Source organism: Rhizobium sp. SG570 (assembly GCF_012275345.1).
GTDB lineage: Bacteria > Pseudomonadota > Alphaproteobacteria > Rhizobiales > Rhizobiaceae > Rhizobium > Rhizobium lusitanum.
On record NZ_JAAZQI010000002.1, the window covers coordinates 464,756 to 483,421 of the forward strand.

Below are 18,666 nucleotides of genomic sequence, written 5' to 3' on the forward strand. Positions count from 1 at the left end.
GACCGCCTCGAATATCTGCAAGCTGCTGTCGATTAGGCGGCGAGCGCCAGCTCGGCTGCGCGGGCCTGAGCAGCACCGATTGCCTTCTCGACTGCTTCCGGACCGAAAGCAATGCCTTCGATATAGACGGTCTCGACTTCAGTAATGCCGATGAAAGCGAGAACCGACTTCAGGTAGGGAACGGCGTGGTTCAGCGGAGCGGCCGGGCCTTCGGAATAAACGCCGCCGGATGCCAGCACGATATAGGCCTTCTTGCCGGTCGCCAGACCCTTCGGGCCGGTTTCCGTGTAGGTGAAGGTGCGGCCGGCGCGGGCGATGTTGTCGATCCAGGTCTTCAGCGAGGAATAGATGTTGAAGTTGATGAGGCCGGTGCCGATGACCAGCGTGTCGGCGGCAAGCAATTCGTCGACCAACGCGTCGGAAACTTTGACGGCTTCGGCCTGTTCAGCCGTGCGGGCTTCGGCTGGCGTGCGGATGGCGCCGGTGAAAAGCTCATCGATATGCGGCAGGGGAGCGGACGACAGATCGCGGTGAACGATCGTCTTGCCCGGGTTCTGGGCCTTGATCTTGTCGGCAAGCTCGGTCGCGATCTTGGTGGAGAGGGAATCGGACCGCGGGCTGGATGTCAGAAGCAGAATGGAGGACATGTTAGTGTTCCTTGTCAATGGGTTGCGATAGCCGGGTGGGAAGTTCGACCATGTTTCGCGTCCATAGATAAGTCTTCAGTGCTATCGAGAAAAACTGTGATAATATGGATTGGAATGATCGATAAAATGGATAGCCCATGCTTCCCAATCCAACGCTTGACCAATTGCAGGTTTTTCTGACCGTTGCCGAATCCGGCAGTTTCTCAGCGGCTTCGCGCGCGCTCAACCGCGCGCAGTCGGTGATCAGCTATACGATCGCCAATCTCGAGGCGCAGCTTGAAATGCCGCTGTTCGAGCGCTCTGGCTCACGCCAGCCGAAGCTGACCGATGCGGGCAGGGTGATGCTCGAGGATGCGCGCCGCATTCTCTCCGATCTCCAGGTGATGCGCGCCAGGGTCAAGGGCCTGAAGACCGGGCTCGAGGCGGAGGTCGCCGTCGCCATCAGCGTCATGGTGCCGACCAATGCCACGGTCGACGTCCTGAGAGAGTTCCGTGATCGCTTCCCGTCCGTCTCGCTGCGGCTTGATGCCGGCGAGCTCGGCACGATGATGGAGCTGGTCGCCAGCGGCAAATCGACGATCGGAATCGGCGGCGCGGTCATAAAGCAGGACGATTCCATGGTGATCGAGCGCCTCGGCCACTCCTTCATGATGCCGGTCGCCTCACCTGGTCATCCACTTGCTCAGATCAGACGGCCGCTGACCCTCGCCGACGTGCGAGAAGAGGTGCAACTGGTCGTCACCGATGCTTCGAACCTCACCAAGGGCCGGGATTTCAATGTCCTGTCCTACAAGATCTGGCACCTCAGCGATATCGCGACCAAGCATCAGCTAATCCGCGGCGGCCTCGGCTGGGGCGGGCTGCCGGCGTCGCTGATCTATGAAGACCTGCAAAAGGGCCGGCTCGTGCATCTCGACCTCGACGCCTATGAGCAGGGCGAATATCCGATCTATGCAGTTCGCAAGCTCTCCAATCCCCCGGGTCCTGCGGCGGCCTGGATGATTGAGGCCTTCCGCGACCGCCTGTCGCAATGCCCGGACCGGGTAGATTTCAAGGCTGCCATAGACGTGTTCCGTCCTGACGAAAACCAGCTGGCGGCGGAATGAAAATGGGCGCCCTCTGAGGCGCCCATTTTCATGTGTGGAATGGTGTAGCCGATTAAAGGACCAGCCGGAAATTATTGAACCCGTCCGTACCTTCGCCGGCGTCCTCGATCTTCACGCTCTTTACCTCGGCGAGGAAGTCCTTAGCCTTGGGTGAGCTTGGGAATAGGACGGTGGTGCCCGGGAGTGGCTTGAAGGTCCAGTTGCCGTCGGCGGTCGGGTTGATCGTGCCCTGTTCATGGACATAGCGGACGATGACGTCGCGGTTGGTGTCCGGGGCCTTGTAGATGACCTTGTCGGCTCCGATTTCTGGGAAATTGCCGCCGCCGCCGGCGCGGTAGTTGTTGCTGACTACCACGAATTTCTGGGCGGGATCGATCGGTTTGCCATCAAATTGCAGGTTCTGGATGCGGTTTGCATCGGCGTTGAGGAGCTTGCCGTCATCGCTGAAGCGGCGCGGCTGCGACACGTCGATCTGATAGGTGACGCCGTCGATGACGTCGAAGTTGTAGGACGGAAAGCTGTCGTTGAGCAGAGCGACATCCTTGGCGCCTGATTGCACCTGGTTGAACATCGCCGCCGACATTTCCAGCCAGTTCTTCACCTGCGCGCCGTTGATGACGACCGCCTGCACCGTATTCGGGTAGAGATAGAGATCGGCAACGTTCTTGATGGCGATATTGCCGGCAGGAACGTCTGTGTAGTAGTCGACGCCGTTGCGGCCGCCGCACTTGAAGGGAGCCGCCGCCGAAAGCACCGGCAGGTCCTTGTACTGCGTCTCCTTCAGCATTTGCTTGATGTACCAGACCTGTGCCTGGCTGACGATCTGCACCGACGGATCGTCGGCAACGAGCGCAAAATAAGAGTAGAGCGGCGCCGAAGTCTTGCCGACCGGCGTGCGGACGTAGGTCAGCGTCGCTTCATGCTCGGCCTTGGCTGCTTCCACCACTTCCTTCTTGTCGGCGACGTCGGCGATGACCTTCTTCTTGTCGTCGCGATGGTAGATCGGCCGCGCCTCGGAGGTGAAATCGACGATCTTCCAGTTGTTGCCGTCCTTTTCGAGAAGCAGGTCGATCAGGCCGAGGTGTGAGCCCCAAAAGCCGGCCATGACGGCGGGCTTGCCGTGTAGCGTGCCCTTGACCGGATCGGCGTCCTTGATGCCGTCCCAGGTCTTCGGACCGGGGAAGACGAGATGCTGGTGGCCGGTGAAGACGGCGTCGATGCCGGGAACGGCGGCGACGTAGAGCGAGGCGTTTTCCATCTTGTCGGACGGGGCGCTGCCATCGATGCCGGAATGCGAGAGAGCGATGACGATGTCTGCACCTTCGGCCTTCATGACAGGCACCCAGGCCTTGGCAGCTTCGACGATATCACGCGTCTGCGCCTTGCCCTCGAGGTTCTTGATGTCCCAAAGCATGATCTGCGGCGGTACGAAGCCGATGAAGCCGATCTTGATCGGGCTTTCGTTGCCGGCGCCGTCCTTGATCTTCTTTTCAATGATCCGGTAGGGCTTGAAGAACAGATCGTCCTTTGTCGGGTCGGAAGCGAGTTGGCCCTTGGTCAGGTTGGAGCAGACGAAGGGGAAGTTCGCGCCGGCCAGCACCTTGAACATGAAGTCGAGGCCGTAGTTGAATTCGTGGTTGCCGAGCGTGCCGACTTCGTAGCCGAGTGTGTTCATCGCCTTGATGACCGGATGGACGTCGCCGTCCTTCATGCCGTGCTGATAGGCCATGTAATCACCCATCGGATTGCCCTGCAGCACGTCGCCATTGTCGATCAGCAGCGAATTGGTGGCTTCCGCGCGAATGTTATCGATGATCGTCGCGGTGCGCGTCAGGCCCATCGTGTCATTCGGCTTGTCGGCATAGTAGTCGTAAGGGAAGACGTTGACGTGAATATCCGTCGTTTCCATGAGACGCAGATGCGCCTGATTGCCGGCCGCGCGAGCTGCAAAGGGATGCAGCACGATCAGCGCCGCAGTGGCGCTGAGGCCTTGCAGCAGGGTACGGCGCGACATACTGGGCAAATCCAGAATGGAAGACATGGAAGACTCCTTCTACGATGGGGCTATGGTCCCTCGATCATCTCTCGGGCGAGGGAGATTAGGACGATTTTCGAAGGTGTGCACCAGGAATGTGACAGGCTTATTGTGACCGCTCTTCAGAGAGCGCCCGCATGCGGTCAGCGTTTCAGAACCGGCTTTATGTCCTTGTGGAAAAAGCGGAAATAGGAAGCGACCTTTGCCGACGCGTTGGACGAGCGATCGAACTCGATGCCGATGCGGCCATTATGGGCCCAGCGCACGAAACCGTCCAGCAAACCGATATCGTCGCATTCGACGCGAACCTTGCTGCCTGCGGCCGCATAGAGCGGCGACTGCAGATCGAGAGCGATTCCTCTGGCGGAAATGTTGACGACTCGTCCTGCAGCAAGCTTGGTGAAATATCGGACTTGACCCGTCAGCCGGGCATAATGGCGCGGCGAACCTCGCGACTTGATCTTCAGGTTGCCTTGAACGAGAGATTTGGAAAAGGGCTGCATGGTGTTATTCCGGTTCGCACATCTTTTTCAGACTTTGCATAGCATGCAAGCATTGAAAGATTCTGAGGGTAACCGCTAAAATTGTAGCCGAGCGTCCCGAATCGGTACCGCGCGATCAGGGGATTGCCTTGGAGGCTCCAGAAAGGCCTGGCAGATTTTCCGATGTTGGTCGGCCTGCGCGCGACCGGCGATTTGGATACAGCTATTGGAGAGGGCACAGGATATTGCGCATCGTTTCCTTGAATGCATGGGGCGGCCGGCTGCATGAGCCGTTGATGCCCTACCTCGTCGATATCGATGCGGATGTGTTGTGCCTGCAGGAAGTGGTTCGGACACTCGATGCCGAATCCGAATGGCTTGTTTATCGCGACCACGGCGTCGAGCTCCTGCAGCGGGCCAATCTCTTCGAGGAGCTGAAGGCCGCTTTGCCGGCCCATGATGCGTTCTTCTCGCCCGTTGCGCGCGGCGATCTCTTCGACGGCGATCGGCGGCTGCAGTCCGAATTCGGGCTGGCGACCTTTGTGCGCAGGACCTATCCGATCATCGGCCAGGCCGTGGGTTTCATCCATGGCGAATTCTCGGCCGATGGGTGGGGACCGCATCCGCGGTCGCGCAACGCGCATTGCATTCGTCTCTTCGACTACGAGCACGGCTACCCGATCACGATCGCCCAGATGCATGGCCTGCGAGATATCGAAGGCAAGGGCGATACGCCAGCGCGCCGCCGTCAGGCGGACGCACTGGTCGAGCTTATCCGCCAGGTCCGGCAGGATGGCGAGCGACTGGTCGTCTGCGGCGATTTCAACGTGCTGCCGGGCAGCGTTACATTCGAAATCCTCGGCAGCCTGGGGCTTGTCGATCTCGTCACCTCGCGGGGACATGACGACACCCGCACCTCCCACTATCGCAAGCAGCCGCGCTTTGCCGACTACATGCTGGTAACGCCGAATATCGAGGTGATCAATTTCGACCCCGTGGCCGAACCTGAAGTTTCCGATCACCGCGCATTGCTGCTGGACCTGCGCTGACTGGGATCAGAGACCGACATTCGGCCGGTCGATGATTTCGCGCAGGGCAAAGCTGGAATTGATCTTAACGACATGCGGCAGCGCAGAGAGCCAATCGCGATGGATGCGCTCATAGTCCTCGAGGTCCCGCGCGGCGACGCGCAATATGTAGTCGTATTCGCCCGACATGAGATAGCAGGCGAGCACATTCGGACAGCGCTTCACCGCCGTTTCGAATTCCGAAAGCGTCTTGGCGAACTGGCCGGATAGCGAGATGTGCACGATGGCGATCATCTTGTAGTCCAGCGCCTTGTGCGACAGGTGCGCGTGATAGCCGTCGATGACGCCGTTCTTTTCGAGAATATCGAGCCTGCGCGAGCAGGCTGATGGCGAAAGGCCGACCTTTTCGGCCAGTTCCGCATTGGTGATCCGCGCGTTCTGCTGCAGCATCCGCAGAATCGAATGATCTATGGCGTCAAGGTCGGACATTCGAAGATCTTTCGAAAAAACTCTTGTCTGCGCAATAAATCACGAAAAATGACCGTAACGCAAATCGTCTTTGCAAGGACATTTCAGGGCGGAGGTGGTCTGATTTCCCTTGGAGAAATTGCATACGCAAAAGCATTCGAGGAGGAATGAAATGCGCGTTGGTTGCCCGAAGGAAATCAAGAACCACGAATATCGCGTCGGCCTGACGCCGGCATCCGTTCGTGAATATGTCGCCCACGGCCACGAGGTCTGGGTCGAGACGAAGGCCGGTGCCGGCATCGGCGCCGATGACCATGCCTATGCCGCCGCCGGCGCCAAGATCGCTGCAAGCGCCAAGGATATTTTCGAGAAGTGCGACATGATCGTCAAGGTCAAGGAGCCGCAGCCCTCCGAATGGGCGCAGCTTCGCGACGGCCAGCTTCTCTACACCTATCTGCATCTGGCACCCGATCCTGAGCAGACCAAGGGCCTGCTCGCCTCCGGCGTAACCGCCATCGCCTATGAGACCGTCACCGATGAGCGCGGCGGCCTGCCGTTGCTGGCGCCGATGTCCGAGGTCGCCGGCCGTCTATCGATCCAGGCGGGCGCGACGGCGTTGCAGAAGGCCAATGGCGGTCTCGGCATCCTGCTCGGGGGCGTGCCGGGCGTGCTGCCGGCCAAGGTCGCCATCATCGGCGGCGGTGTGGTCGGTCTGCATGCCGCAAAGATGGCGGCCGGCCTCGGCGCCGATGTCAGCATTCTCGATCGTTCCCTGCCGCGACTGCGCCAGCTGGACGATATCTTCAACGGTCGCGTCCACACGCGCTATTCCAGCATCCAGGCGCTGGAAGAGGAGGTCTTCACCGCCGATCTCGTGATCGGCGCCGTCTTGATCCCCGGTGCCGCCGCGCCGAAGCTCGTCACGCGTGAGATGCTGTCGGGCATGAAGAGCGGCTCCGTCATCGTCGATGTCGCCATCGATCAGGGCGGCTGCTTCGAAACCTCGCATGCCACAACCCATTCGGACCCGACCTACGTGGTCGAAGGCGTTGTGCATTACTGTGTCGCCAACATGCCGGGCGCGGTTCCGGTCACCTCGGCGCATGCCTTGAACAACGCCACCATCTATCACGGCCTCGCATTGGCTGATCGCGGCCTGCGCGCCATCGCCGAAGACAAGCACCTCCGAAATGGCCTCAACGTGCACAAGGGCCGCATTACCAACAAGCCGGTGGCCGAAGCGCTTGGCTATGAAGCCGTCGCGCCCGAAAGCATCCTGAACGTAGCGTAAAGCCCATCGCGCTCACGTCAGATGGAGGCGCCGGCATCAGCATATGCCGGCGCTACTTTCTACTACGCCGCGCGCCCTTTTGGCGCAAAGGACGCAGTAGCATTTTTGAATAGCGTACAACCGCTGGATTATACGCGGTCTATCCGGCACTGATAGCAATTGTTGCGCGCCGAGCGGACGTGGACATAGGCGATGTCCTCGCGCTCGAGCAGCGATGTGGCATAGGCAGGAATATCACCGATTGGCGTCACGGCGCCTGTTCCGTAGACGATGCGATTGTTCTTGCCATAGCCGCGCACGATGAAATCCCGGCTGGTCGCCAGCACCGGCGGCAGGACTTCTTTCACCTCGTAGCGTTTGCAGGGCGTCTTGTGCAGGAAGATCGGGCCGGTCTCCGCATAGGGTTGCAATTCAGGGAAGGGCCGATAGGCGAAGACGAAAAGCTCCTCGCCGGCATCGATATTGCGCAGGCAATGGCGGCAGGGATGGCCGGGGCCGTCGGAGATCATGGTCTCCGGCTGGTGACCATAGGCGTCCATGCCTCCGTTCCAGAGCATTTCGGCATCGGATGTCGGCATGGCGGAAAAGGCGATGGTGGACATGGAAATCTCCTTGTGGGGTTTACCATGTGATGCCTTAGGCCATCGCGCGAAGCCACCCGATTCCTGCCGCTAGTTGTTCTTGGCGAACTCCAGCAGTTCTTTATCGCTCAACGGCCTGACAATGCCTTGGCCGGTGGAAATCGGCGAAAAGCCGAACATCTGGTAGAGCTGAAGCGCTCGCGGATGATCGAGATCGTTGGTGGTCGTTATGATCCGTTGCGGGTTCAGCGTCCATATGGCGTACAGCGACTGGAGCAGGAACCATTTGCCGATGCCGAGGCCGAGCGCATGCTCTATAAGGCCGAAATGGCTGAGTTCGATGGTTTCCTCGTCCTGGCGGAAATATTCGAAGAAGCCGGCCGGAGCGCCGTTGACATAAAGCACGCTGATATCGTTGCGCTGATCGTGAAGGATCGCCGTCAGCTCCTCGTCAGACATGCGCAGCCGGTCGACCCAATGCCAGCGAGCCCCGACCTGACGGTAGAGATAGCGATAGAAGGGCAGCGGAATGCCCGGCGCACGCATGATAGCCGTCTGAATATTGACCGGCATCGCCAGGCTCGTCTTGGGCGGCGCGTTCATTTCCAGACGGGTGATGTGGACTTTGATCGACGAAGGCGTTTTCACGGATGCCATGCTCAATCTTGACCGGTAGCGATCGGCGTGTCCGCGCGGCTGCCCCACTCAGACCATGAGCCGTCGTAGAGCTTGTTGCCGCTGTGGCCGAGCGATTCGAGCGCCAATGTGATGATGGCGGCGGTAATGCCGGAGCCGCAGGTGGTCACGACGGGCTTGTCGAGATCGATGCCGGCCTTTTCTATGGTCTCACGCAGCTCGGGCAGCGACTTGAACTTGCCGTTGGTGGCGAAGACGCCCGATGGCAGGCTCTTGGCGCCCGGCATGTGGCCGGAGCGCATGCCTTCGCGCGGTTCCGGTTCCACAGCGGCAAAGCGGCCGGCGCTGCGGGCATCGGCGATCTGCAGGGAACGGCTGTCGACGATATCTCGCATCTCGTCGAGCGCAACGACGCGGCTGCCATTGAAATTCGGCTTGAAGGTTGCGGGTTCGAATGTCGGAAGTGCCGTTTCCAGCGGCCGACCTTCGGCCTTCCAGCCGTCGAGCCCTCCATCGAGCACGAAGACGTTCGGCGCGCCCATGACGATGTGGAACAGCCACCAGACGCGCGGCGAGGCAAACAGGCCGGGGCCGTCATAGACGACGATGCGATCGGTCTCGCTGATGCCGAGCTTGCCGACCTCTGCCGCAAAGAGCTCGGGCGAGGGCACCATATGCGGCAGGTTGGTCGAGTGATCGGCGATCTTGTCCTGATCGAAGCGGATCGCGCCCGGAATATGGCCGCCGGCATATTCGGCATCGGCATTGCGCTTCTGCGCCGGCAGATAGAAGGAGGCGTCGAGGATGCGCAGGTCCTTGGCACCCAGCTCGCTCTGCAGCCAGTCCGCGGATACGACGAAACGGCTTTTGTCCGCTGCCATGATGATCTCTCCCTGCTATGGTTTCTTGATCTCGGTGTCGGGATATCGACGCTTGCCGGCGTCAGTTTTCGTCGGTCGGGGCGCCGAAACGGATGCGGAAACGGCGGTTTTCCTTGCCCTTCTTCTCGATCTTGGCGATGTGAATCGCTCCGACCTCCTGCGTCTCCGACACATGTGTGCCGCCACAGGGCTGGCTGTCAACGGCGGAGTCCTCTCCGATGCAGACAAGGCTGACGCGGCCGAGGCCGATCGGCGGGCGCACATTCTTGGATTTGACGATACCCGGATTGGCGGCCAGCTCCTCGTCGGTGATCCACCGGAGGAAAACGGGATGGTTTTCGTTGACCAGCGCCATCATCCTGGCGGTCACCTCGTCCTTGTCGATCGTCTCGCTCATGTCGAAATCGACCCGACTTTCATCCTCGCCGACCGCAGCACCCGTAATCGGATAGGGGCAGACGACCGAGAGCAAGTGACAGGCCGTATGCATGCGCATCAGCTTGTAGCGACGCGGCCAGTCGACGTGCAACACCAGCTTTTCGCCGAGGATGGGCTGCGCCTGGCCCTCGAGCGGCACATGAATGATGATGTCCTTGATCGGCCCGTGCCTGGTCTGGCCGAGCATGATCTTGGAGCCATCGGCGCGCTCGAAGAAACCGGTATCGCCCGGCTGGCCGCCGGAGGTGGCGTAAAAGCAGGTCTGATCGAGCTCGATGCCCCCATCCTCGTGGATCGCGGTCACGACCGCTTCGGCGGTCGAGAGGTAGAAATCGTCACGGTAGAGGGCATTCACGGCCATAGGATCACGCTACTGTTTCGTATGGGACGGAAATATCCGCCCGTTTTTCAAGATAGGCCGGCAGCGGCAGGCCCTTCGACTTCAGGAAGTCCGGATTGAAGAGCTTGGACTGATAGCGATTGCCGTAATCGCACAGAACAGTCACGATCGTATGTCCTGGGCCTAGATCCCTGGCAAGACGCACGGCGCCGGCAATGTTGATGGCCGTCGAGCCGCCAAGGCACAGGCCTTCGTATTCGACGAGGTCGAAGAGGTAGGGCAGGGCTTCGGCATCGGTGATCTGGTAGGCGAAGTCGGGGGTAAAGCCCTCCAGATTGGCCGTCACGCGGCCCTGACCGATGCCCTCGGTGATCGAGGAGCCGGAGGACTTCAACTCGCCGTTCTTGTAGAACTCATAGAGCGCAGCGCCTTCCGGGTCGGCGATGCCGATCTTGATGTCCTTGTTGAAGGCATGCAGGCCCATGGCGACGCCGGCCAGTGTGCCGCCGGAGCCGACCGAGCAGATGAAGCCATCGACCTTGCCTGACGTGTCGGCCCAGATTTCCTTGGCGGTCGTCTCTATATGCGCCTGCCGGTTGGCGACGTTGTCGAACTGGTTCGCCCAGATCGCGCCGTTCGGCTCCGTCTTCGCCAATTGCTCGGCAAGCCGGCCGGACAGCTTCACATAATTGTTCGGGTTCTTGTAGGGAACCGCTGGGACCTCGACCAGTTCCGCGCCGAGCAGCTTCAGCGCATCCTTCTTTTCCTGGCTCTGGGTTTCCGGAATTACGATCACCGTGCGATAGCCGAGCGCCTTGGCGACCAGCGTGAGGCCGATACCCGTATTACCCGCCGTGCCCTCGACGATGACGCCGCCGGGCCTGAGCAGCCCCTTCTTCTCGGCATCGCGAATGATGTAGAGCGCGGCGCGATCCTTGACCGACTGACCGGGGTTCAGGAACTCGGCCTTGCCGAGAATGGTCGAGCCCGTCGCCTCGGAGGCGCCCTTGAGCTTGATCAGCGGCGTATTGCCAATTGCTTCGAGGACGGAGGGGTGGACGGTCATGGAATCTGCCTTCTGTTCACGACTACTGTAAGAACGGTCTTTTCCCTTCACAAGGCGGCATAGGCAAGAAATTCTGTTCCTCGCTCTTCGTTCGGCCTGCAAAATTCAACTTGGGCGACACTAATCGCCTACGCGTCGCGGCCCTTCACTTGTCCCTGGTTGGTGACATAGATTTCCGCATCGAAGGCAACAGACTGGCCGAAAGCGGCCACAATGATACGTTATTTCTAAAATGCTACGGGCGGCCGCGGTTGAGTGTTTGATGTAGGCGGCCGTCAGCCAAGGAGAAGAGCCATGAGCCCGTTCATTGCGCGTCCTGAACACGGAGTCGTCTGGATCACCGGCGCCAGTTCCGGCATGGGCCGAGCGCTGGCACTGAAACTGGCGGGCGAAGGGTATAAAGTGGCCGTAACGGCCCGCAGCCACGACAAGCTTTTGGCATTGCAGGCGGAGGCGAGCGAACTTCCCGGCAGCATCGTCGTGCTCGATGGCGACGTGACCCAGGCCGAAGACATGGAGCACACCGTCGCCGCGATCGAATATCAGCACGGCGCTGTTGCCTTGGCGGTTCTCAATGCCGGCATCTATCTGCCGGCGCGCGGCGAGGATCTGAACCACGAGGTTTTCGACCGCAGTTTTGCCGTCAATCTCCATGGTGTCGTCAACTGTCTCGTTCCGGCGGTGCGGCATATGCGGGCCAGAGGATATGGCCAGATCGCCATCGTCTCTTCCGTTGCGGGTTATGCCGGTCTTCCCGGCTGTGCCGCTTACGGCGCCACCAAAGCTGCCTTGATCAACATGGCGGAAAGCCTGAATTTCGAGCTCGATCGCATGGGCATCCATATCCAGCTTGTGACCCCCGGCTATGTTGAAGCGCCGCTGACGGCGAAGAACAAATTCGCCATGCCGGGCATTCTGTCCGCCAACGAGGCGGCCGATGCGATCGCTGCCGGATTGAAATCCCCGGCTTTCGATATCTGCTTCCCGAAGAGTCTCGTTTACCGGGCAAAGCTCTTGAAGCTGCTGCCCTATAGCCTCTATTTCCGTGTAGTCAGATATTTTCTGGGGAGCGGCGCTAAACGGCGGTCAGTCGACACGCGAGCAACGCCGCATCCGGCGGAATAGCGTCTACTCATCATTCTTCAGCGACGCGAGCGCATCGAGCGCGCGTCGCCGTGCCAGAGCGTGATCGACGATCGGCCGAGGATAGTGCTGGCCAAGCGTTACGCCTGCGCGTCTCAGCACATCGTCAGGCGCTTCAAATGGCCGATGGATATACTTGTTGTCGAGATCGGCCAGTTCCGGCACGAAGGTTCTGATATAGCCGCCATCCGAATCGAATTTTTCACCCTGCAGCACCGGATTGAAGATACGGAAGAAGGGCGACGCATCCGCACCTGAGCCCGCCACCCATTGCCAGTTTGCGGCGTTAGCGGCCGGGTCGGCATCGACAAGCGTGTCGCGGAACCAGGCTTCCCCCTCGCGCCAGTCGATCAACAGATCCTTGATCAGGAAGGAGGCGACGATCATGCGGACGCGATTGTGCATCCAGCCATGGCGCCAGAGCTGCCGCATGCCGGCATCGACGATCGGATATCCTGTTTGCCCACGTCGCCAACTGTCGAAAAGCTGCGCATCCGAGCGCCATGGAAAGTCGTCATATCGATCGTTCCAATTGGCAGAGTTGAGGTTGGGGAAGTGGAAGAGCTGATGATAGCAGAATTCCCGCCAGGCGACTTCCTTGCGAAAGCGCACGATATTGTCCGTCGGGATGTTTTTGGGAAGACCTCGCGTAGCGTGCCATATCCGGGCCGGGGAAATCTCGCCGAGCGCCAGGTGCGGCGACAGCATGGATGTTGCCGGCTTGTCGGGAAAATCGCGCTCGACCGCATAGCTGTCGAGCGCGGTCTCGATGAAGTCGCCCAGCTTCCCGCGTGCCGCAGCCTCGCCAGGCACCCACATATCCGGGAAATTCGAGGCCCAGTTCGGCTTGGTGGGCAGCAGCGACCATGAGCCAAGCGAATCCGATAGCGGCCAGTGGCCGGGCGCGCAGAGCTTTGCAGGCGCGTCGATCGGAAAGGGCGGCTCGCCGAACTGCTCCAGCGCCCGCCAGAACGGCGTGTAGGTCTTGTACGGGTTGCCGGTGCCGGTGCGCACGCGTGACGGCTCATGCAGCAGCTGACCGGCAAAGCTGTTTGCCTTTATGCCGGCATCGCGCAAGGTCTTCTTGACGTCCACATCCACCGCCATGCCGGCGGGGTCATAACGCCGGTTCCAGACGATGGCCTCTGCACTCGTCTCATCGAGGAGCCTTTCAATGACCGACAGCGCATCGCCCGTTCGCAGAACAAGCTTGCTGCCGAGGCCGTGGAGGCTTTTATCTAAGGCGGCGAGGGAATGATGGAGCCACCACCGCTGTGCTGCCCCGAGCGGCCCGCAGCCCTTCGCTTCCGGCTCCCTGATATAGATGGGGAAAACGGGTCGGCCCGATGCTGCGGCAGCCTGCAGGGCGTGATTGTCGTCAAGGCGGAGATCCTTGCGGAACCACAGGAGAATGGGATTCGGCTCATCGGTGGAGGATGTCATGGTTCTCGCCGGTCGTCTGTGCCGCATTCTTCATATGCTTCATTGCCTTCGCAGCCATATACGGCGCGGGTGGCGAAATGGTTCCACCACCGCACGTATCGCCATGGAATCGCCAGCGCAACTCTCGTGAGGAAATCGGGATGCCTCTTGTGATATAAGGATCCTTGTCACTGTTCTGTAATGCAAATTCGCTAGCAGTCCAAGCAATTGGCGGCCCAGAATTGACAGGTGGGAAAGAACAACATGGCGGAAATCCGGATCGAACAAGTTCACAAGGCCTACGGACGCAACCAGGTGGTCCACGGCGTCGACCTGAACTTTCGTTCGGGCGAGTTTGTCGTCATTCTTGGCCCTTCCGGCTGCGGCAAGTCCACCCTTCTGCGCATGATTGCCGGCCTTGAGGATATTTCGTCGGGCGAGATCGTCATCGACGGCAAGGTTGTCAATCAGCTCGAGCCGCGCGAGCGCGGGTGCGCCATGGTCTTCCAGAATTATGCGCTCTATCCGCATATGGATGTCGCCGCCAACATGGGCTACGCGCTGAAGGTTGCAGGCGTGCCGCGCGAGGAGCGTGACCGCCGCATCAAGGAAACCGCCAAGATCGTCGGCCTGGAAGACTTCCTCGCCCGCAAGCCGGCCGAGCTTTCCGGCGGCCAGCGTCAGCGCGTCGCCATGGGCCGCGCCATCATCCGCGAGCCGAAGGTCTTCCTTTTCGACGAACCGCTCTCCAACCTCGATGCCAAGCTGCGCGTGCAGATGCGCGTCGAGATCCGGCGCCTGCACAAGCGCCTTTCGGCCACGTCGGTTTTCGTGACCCACGATCAGGTCGAGGCCATGACGCTCGCCGACAAGCTGGTGGTCATGTACAAGGGCAATGTCGAACAGGTCGGCACTCCCCTTGAAATCTACAACACGCCGCGCACCCGCTTCGTCGGTTCGTTCATCGGTTCGCCGGCCATGAATTTCCTGGAAGGCACGTTCTCGGCGAACGGCGAACAGTTCATCTTCGATGGCCTGCCGATCGGGATTGATGCCAATATCGGCAAGCGTCATGCAGGCCAGCCGGTCGCTCTCGGCATCCGCCCGGAACAGGCGCGTCTCGTGCCGGCAGGCACGCCCGGCGCCATTCCGGCGACGGTCGACTTCGTCGAGGAGCTCGGCGCCGGCCGCGTCATCCATTGCGATATCAACGGATCGAGCTTCGCCATCGCTGTGGCCGATCACACGACCGGGCAGACCGGTCAGGCCGTTGGTCTGGAACTGCCGCAACAGCACACGCACCTCTTCGCCCAGGATACCGGTTTGCGGCTCGACGCCGTTGCTTCCGTCACGCCCTTGAAGGTGATGGCACACTAATTTCAGACATCAATTTTCAGCAAGAGCGCCCGGAAATCATGATCGATTTCCGGGCTTTTTGCTTGAATGAGGAGAAGAGGGGTGGGGGCCTTAGGGTCGAATCTGCCCGGGATCGGCACGGCTCATTTCGCCGCCGCTGCGATGCTTGCGTCAACTTCCAGCTCGCAGCCGATACCCTGATGGATCTAGCCATATTGTCTACGCGCCAGCCTGATCAGCCGGCCACGGCCAAGCTCATGTCTCTGAGAAGAATGTTCTTGTCCGCCACGACTAATCCGCCCCCCACAAAGGAGTGGGTGTGAATTGCCTGCCGCTCAAGGAAAGGCGGCAGGCGATCCGATCACTTCTCGGTGGAGATCAGGCCGCGAACGAACCAGCGCTGCATCAGGACCACGACGAGGAGCGGCGGCAGCATGACGATCAGCGTGCCGGCCATGGCAATGTGCCACTCGGGAAGGCCGCCCACGTTCGGGATGAGCTGCTTGAGTTCGGTGACCGCGGTTGCATGCGCAGGATCGGTGGTGACCAGCAGCGGCCAGAGATACTGGTTCCAGGCCCAGAGGAACATGATGGTGCCGAGTGCTGCCATATTGGTGCGCGACAGCGGCATCAGGATGTCGATGAAGAAGCGCAGCGATCCTGCGCCGTCCATGCGCGCGGCCTCGGTCAGCTCGTCCGGTATGGTCAGGAAGAACTGGCGATAGAGGAAGGTGCCGGTCGCTGTGGCGACCAGCGGCAGAATGAGGCCGGGGAAGGAGTTAAGCAAACCCAGGTTCAGCGCAACCTGAACGCCTGTAACCTTCTCGATGAGCCAGGTGATGCCGGTGATGTCGAGAAGCCCCTGGTAGGGCGACAGGACGTTGGCGGCAACAGCATAGGTCGGCACGATACGGACTTCGAGCGGTAGCATCAGCGTTATGAAGATAAGCCAGAAGATGAAGTGGCGGCCTGGATAGCGGAAATAGACCAGCGAAAAGGCAGTGATCGCCGAAATAAATACCTTTCCCACCGCAACACCGGTGGCGAAGATCAGGCTGTTCAGCAGCTTGGGGCCGAGTTTGGCGGTCGTCCAGGCTGTCTTCATGTTGACCCAGAAATCAGCGCCGGGGATCAGCGACATCGGCACCTTGTTGACATCGGCCAGGTTATGGGATGCGGCGATAGCGACGATGACCAAAGGTCCCACTGCCATCAGGAAGCCGATGAGTAGGATCAGATGGGTGAAGAAATTAAGGATGGGTGTGCGCTCGACCATGTCAACCTCAACGATAATGCACGCGCCGCTCGATGAAGCGGAACTGGAAGATGGTAAGCACGATGATCAGCAGCATCAGAACGATGCTCTGCGCCGCCGCACCGGAAAAATCGAGGCCTTTGAAGCCGTCGGAATAGATCTTGTAGACCATGAGATTGGTCGAGTTGTGCGGGCCGCCGGATGTCATGATGTCGACGATGCCGAACGAATCCTGGAAGCTCTCGGTGATGTTGATGACCAGCAGGAAGAAGATCGTCGGCGTGATCAACGGAAATTGGATATCCCAGAAGCGTCGAAGCACGCTTGAGCCGTCCATGGCGGCCGCCTCGATCAACGAGCGTGGAATGGCCTGAAAGGCAGCAAGGAAGAAGATGAAGCTATAGCCGATATATTTCCACGAGAAGGCGGCGATGATGCAAGCCATGGCTGCGTTGCCGTCGAGGCCCGGATCCCAGATGCCCGGCCACCACTGATTGACCACGGCGATGAGGCCGGCTTCCGGCGCCAGAATGAAGCGGAAGGCCATCGCCGCTGCGGGAGCCGCGATGCCATAGGGCCAGATCAGGACTACGCGGTAGATTTTCGAACCGCGCAGCTGTCGATCGGTCAGGGCTGCGAATATGAGGCCGCCGCCCATGGCAATACCGGTGCTGATACCGGCGAAAATGATGCTGATCGTGACCGAGTTCCAGTAATCGGAACTGGCGAGGATGGCTTTGAAATTGTCGAGCCCGACCCAGATGTTGCCGCCGCCCCAGGGCTGCTGCAGCGTCAATGACCAGAAGACCGCTTGACCGGCCGGCCAATAGAAAAAGGTGAAGATGAGGAGCAACTGCGGCACTGCGAACAGGATGCCAACGCTCCATTTGTTGAAAGTTATGCGCTTTTCCATGGTCTCTTCCGGCTTAGGGTCCCGATGCCACTCTCGCTCTCATAACGAACGTCCGCCGGGAGGCCCCGGCGGACGCTGTCTGTTATGAGGTTTGCTGCTTACGGCAGCTGCTTGCCCTTGTAGGTGGCTTCGAAGCGCTCAAGGACGGCGTCACCATTCTTGACCAAGTTGTCGATGCCTTCCTGGACGCCGACCTTATTGGCGAAGATCGCCTGCATCTGGTTGCCGAATTCGGCGCGGATCTGCGTGAAGTTGCCGAGGCGGATGCCGCGGGTGATCGGGGTCGGCTCGGAAGCGGTCAAGCTGGCGATCGCGACTTCGCGGCCCTTATAGGGAGCCTTGTCGTAGAAGCCTGAGGACTTCATGAACTGAAAGCCTGAATTCGTGACCGGGATGTAGCCGGTGTTGGTCGACCAGAAGAGAGCGGTCTTGGGGTCGTGGATGAAGTTTAGGAATGCGGCTGCGCCCTTGTATTCGTCAGCCGACTTGCCGGAGAGAACCCAGAGCGAAGCACCGCCGACAAGCGAGTTCTTGCGCTCGGTGCCGGCGTAGACGGGAAGTTCGGCAACATCCCAGTTCATGCCAGCCTTCTGCGTCTTGGTGATCGAGCCGTGGTCGCCGACCGAGGTCATGATCATCTGGCAATCGCCCGAGGCAAAGGCCTGAACCATGTCCTGGCCGAGATCCTTGGACTTGATCTTGATGAGGCCCTGATCGTACCAGCTCTTGAGGTCGGTAACGTACTTGACGAACTTGGTCTTGTTGACCTCGAGACGGGCGTCGAGACCGTCATAGCCGTTATTCTTGGTGGCGATCGGCTGGTTGTGGATCGCCGAGAACTGCTCCATCAGCTGCCAGCTTTCGTTGCCGGAGATGTTGATTGCCATCGGGCATTCATAGCCGGCACCCTTGAGCGCCTTCATGTCGTCTGCGGCTTCTTCCCAGGTCTTCGGAGCTTCAGTCTTGCCGATCTTGGCAAAAGCGTCCTTGTTCCAATAGAGCAGGGCGGTCGAAGAGTTGAACGGGAAGGAGAGCAGCTCGCCCTTCGACGTTGCGTAATAGCGCGCAATGCCGGGGAAGTAGTCGTTCCAGTCGATCTTGTAGCCATTTTCGGACATCAGCTTGCCGGCCGGGTAATAGGCGCCGGAGAGCATCATGGTTGCGGTGCCGGCGTCATAGACCTGGACGACTGCAGGCTGCTTGCCAGCGCGGAAGGCGGCAATGGTGTTCTGCAAAGTGGCGTCGTAATTGCCCTGGCTGGTGCAGACGACTTCATAGTCCTTCTGTGACTCGTTGAAGTTCTTGCACATCGTCTGAACGACGCGCTCGAGGTCGCCCGACAGGCCGAACCAGAAATCGAACTTGGTCGGAGCAGCAGCAGCAGGCAGGGCCAGCGCTAAGCTCATGACGCCGGCGGCGGCAGCCGAAATGTAGTTTTTAAGTTTCGACATAATCCCTATTTCCTTTTTGAAAGCTCGGAACCGGTGGTCTTGCGCAAGTCCGCGGTAGCGGCGTTATAGACAAGCTGTGTGACAGTTTGTTGAGGGCAAAAATCCCGGATCGACAGCCATTTTCAGT

The 18,666-nt window shown here is 59.9% G+C and carries 18 protein-coding genes; 5 read left to right on the forward strand and 13 right to left on the reverse strand.

What is annotated here, in order from left to right; genetic code table 11:
- Positions 1–32: 32 nt before the first annotated feature.
- Positions 33–647, reverse strand: a complete 615-nt coding sequence (locus FHT28_RS06055) for an FMN-dependent NADH-azoreductase (protein ID WP_037199907.1) — start codon at positions 645–647, stop codon at positions 33–35.
- A 137-nt stretch (positions 648–784) separates the two neighbouring features.
- Here FHT28_RS06055 and FHT28_RS06060 point away from each other — a divergent pair, with 137 nt between their 5' ends.
- Positions 785–1,753, forward strand: coding sequence for a LysR family transcriptional regulator (locus FHT28_RS06060; protein WP_168595785.1), 969 nt, complete (start codon positions 785–787; stop codon positions 1,751–1,753).
- A gap of 52 nt (positions 1,754–1,805) precedes the next feature.
- Here FHT28_RS06060 and FHT28_RS06065 read toward each other — a convergent pair whose 3' ends face one another.
- Both FHT28_RS06065 and FHT28_RS06070 read right to left on the reverse strand, forming a co-directional pair.
- Entirely contained in the window at positions 1,806–3,794 is a 1,989-nt protein-coding gene (locus tag FHT28_RS06065; protein ID WP_168595786.1) for a bifunctional 2',3'-cyclic-nucleotide 2'-phosphodiesterase/3'-nucleotidase, read from the reverse strand.
- 137 nt (positions 3,795–3,931) lie between these two features.
- A complete protein-coding gene (locus FHT28_RS06070; protein ID WP_037199900.1) occupies positions 3,932–4,291 on the reverse strand; it encodes a PilZ domain-containing protein in 360 nt (119 codons plus the stop codon).
- Between the two features lie 224 nt (positions 4,292–4,515).
- Here FHT28_RS06070 and FHT28_RS06075 point away from each other — a divergent pair, with 224 nt between their 5' ends.
- On the forward strand, positions 4,516–5,319 hold the full coding sequence (locus tag FHT28_RS06075; RefSeq protein ID WP_168595787.1) for an endonuclease/exonuclease/phosphatase family protein: 804 nt from the start codon (positions 4,516–4,518) through the stop codon (positions 5,317–5,319).
- A gap of 6 nt (positions 5,320–5,325) precedes the next feature.
- On the opposite strand, the gene FHT28_RS06080 is transcribed toward FHT28_RS06075, so the two are convergent.
- On the reverse strand, positions 5,326–5,787 hold the full coding sequence (locus tag FHT28_RS06080; protein ID WP_037199897.1) for an Lrp/AsnC family transcriptional regulator: 462 nt from the start codon (positions 5,785–5,787) through the stop codon (positions 5,326–5,328).
- A gap of 151 nt (positions 5,788–5,938) precedes the next feature.
- Between FHT28_RS06080 and ald the strand changes: the two genes are divergently transcribed.
- On the forward strand, positions 5,939–7,057 hold the full coding sequence (gene ald / locus FHT28_RS06085) for an alanine dehydrogenase (RefSeq protein ID WP_037199895.1): 1,119 nt from the start codon (positions 5,939–5,941) through the stop codon (positions 7,055–7,057).
- A 128-nt stretch (positions 7,058–7,185) separates the two neighbouring features.
- Here ald and FHT28_RS06090 read toward each other — a convergent pair whose 3' ends face one another.
- The 5 genes from FHT28_RS06090 to FHT28_RS06110 all read right to left on the reverse strand — a co-directional run bounded on the left by FHT28_RS06090 (position 7,186) and on the right by FHT28_RS06110 (position 10,999).
- Positions 7,186–7,659, reverse strand: coding sequence for a DUF1203 domain-containing protein (locus FHT28_RS06090; protein WP_047557860.1), 474 nt, complete (start codon positions 7,657–7,659; stop codon positions 7,186–7,188).
- 69 nt (positions 7,660–7,728) lie between these two features.
- Entirely contained in the window at positions 7,729–8,295 is a 567-nt protein-coding gene (locus FHT28_RS06095) for a GNAT family N-acetyltransferase (protein ID WP_168595788.1), read from the reverse strand.
- A gap of 2 nt (positions 8,296–8,297) precedes the next feature.
- A complete protein-coding gene (gene sseA / locus FHT28_RS06100; protein ID WP_037199890.1) occupies positions 8,298–9,155 on the reverse strand; it encodes a 3-mercaptopyruvate sulfurtransferase in 858 nt (285 codons plus the stop codon).
- Positions 9,156–9,216: 61 nt separating this feature from the next.
- Entirely contained in the window at positions 9,217–9,954 is a 738-nt protein-coding gene (locus FHT28_RS06105; protein WP_037199889.1) for an alanyl-tRNA editing protein, read from the reverse strand.
- Between the two features lie 4 nt (positions 9,955–9,958).
- Entirely contained in the window at positions 9,959–10,999 is a 1,041-nt protein-coding gene (locus FHT28_RS06110) for a cysteine synthase A (RefSeq protein ID WP_047638013.1), read from the reverse strand.
- Between the two features lie 294 nt (positions 11,000–11,293).
- Between FHT28_RS06110 and FHT28_RS06115 the strand changes: the two genes are divergently transcribed.
- A complete protein-coding gene (locus tag FHT28_RS06115) occupies positions 11,294–12,124 on the forward strand; it encodes an SDR family NAD(P)-dependent oxidoreductase (RefSeq protein ID WP_047557854.1) in 831 nt (276 codons plus the stop codon).
- Positions 12,125–12,127: 3 nt separating this feature from the next.
- Here FHT28_RS06115 and FHT28_RS06120 read toward each other — a convergent pair whose 3' ends face one another.
- Positions 12,128–13,585: a deoxyribodipyrimidine photo-lyase gene (locus FHT28_RS06120; RefSeq protein WP_113118291.1), complete on the reverse strand. Its 1,458-nt coding sequence runs from the start codon at positions 13,583–13,585 to the stop codon at positions 12,128–12,130.
- A 243-nt stretch (positions 13,586–13,828) separates the two neighbouring features.
- Here FHT28_RS06120 and FHT28_RS06125 point away from each other — a divergent pair, with 243 nt between their 5' ends.
- A complete protein-coding gene (locus FHT28_RS06125) occupies positions 13,829–14,941 on the forward strand; it encodes a sn-glycerol-3-phosphate import ATP-binding protein UgpC (RefSeq protein WP_168595789.1) in 1,113 nt (370 codons plus the stop codon).
- 340 nt (positions 14,942–15,281) lie between these two features.
- Here FHT28_RS06125 and FHT28_RS06130 read toward each other — a convergent pair whose 3' ends face one another.
- The 3 genes from FHT28_RS06130 to FHT28_RS06140 form a co-directional block, all read right to left on the reverse strand.
- Positions 15,282–16,196 carry an ABC transporter permease subunit gene (locus FHT28_RS06130; protein WP_092573665.1) on the reverse strand — a complete coding sequence of 305 codons (915 nt, stop codon included), beginning with the start codon at positions 16,194–16,196 and terminating at the stop codon, positions 15,282–15,284.
- 7 nt (positions 16,197–16,203) lie between these two features.
- A complete protein-coding gene (locus FHT28_RS06135) occupies positions 16,204–17,088 on the reverse strand; it encodes an ABC transporter permease subunit (RefSeq protein WP_092573666.1) in 885 nt (294 codons plus the stop codon).
- Between the two features lie 98 nt (positions 17,089–17,186).
- On the reverse strand, positions 17,187–18,539 hold the full coding sequence (locus FHT28_RS06140) for an extracellular solute-binding protein (protein WP_037199877.1): 1,353 nt from the start codon (positions 18,537–18,539) through the stop codon (positions 17,187–17,189).
- Between the last annotated feature and the right edge of the window lie 127 nt (positions 18,540–18,666).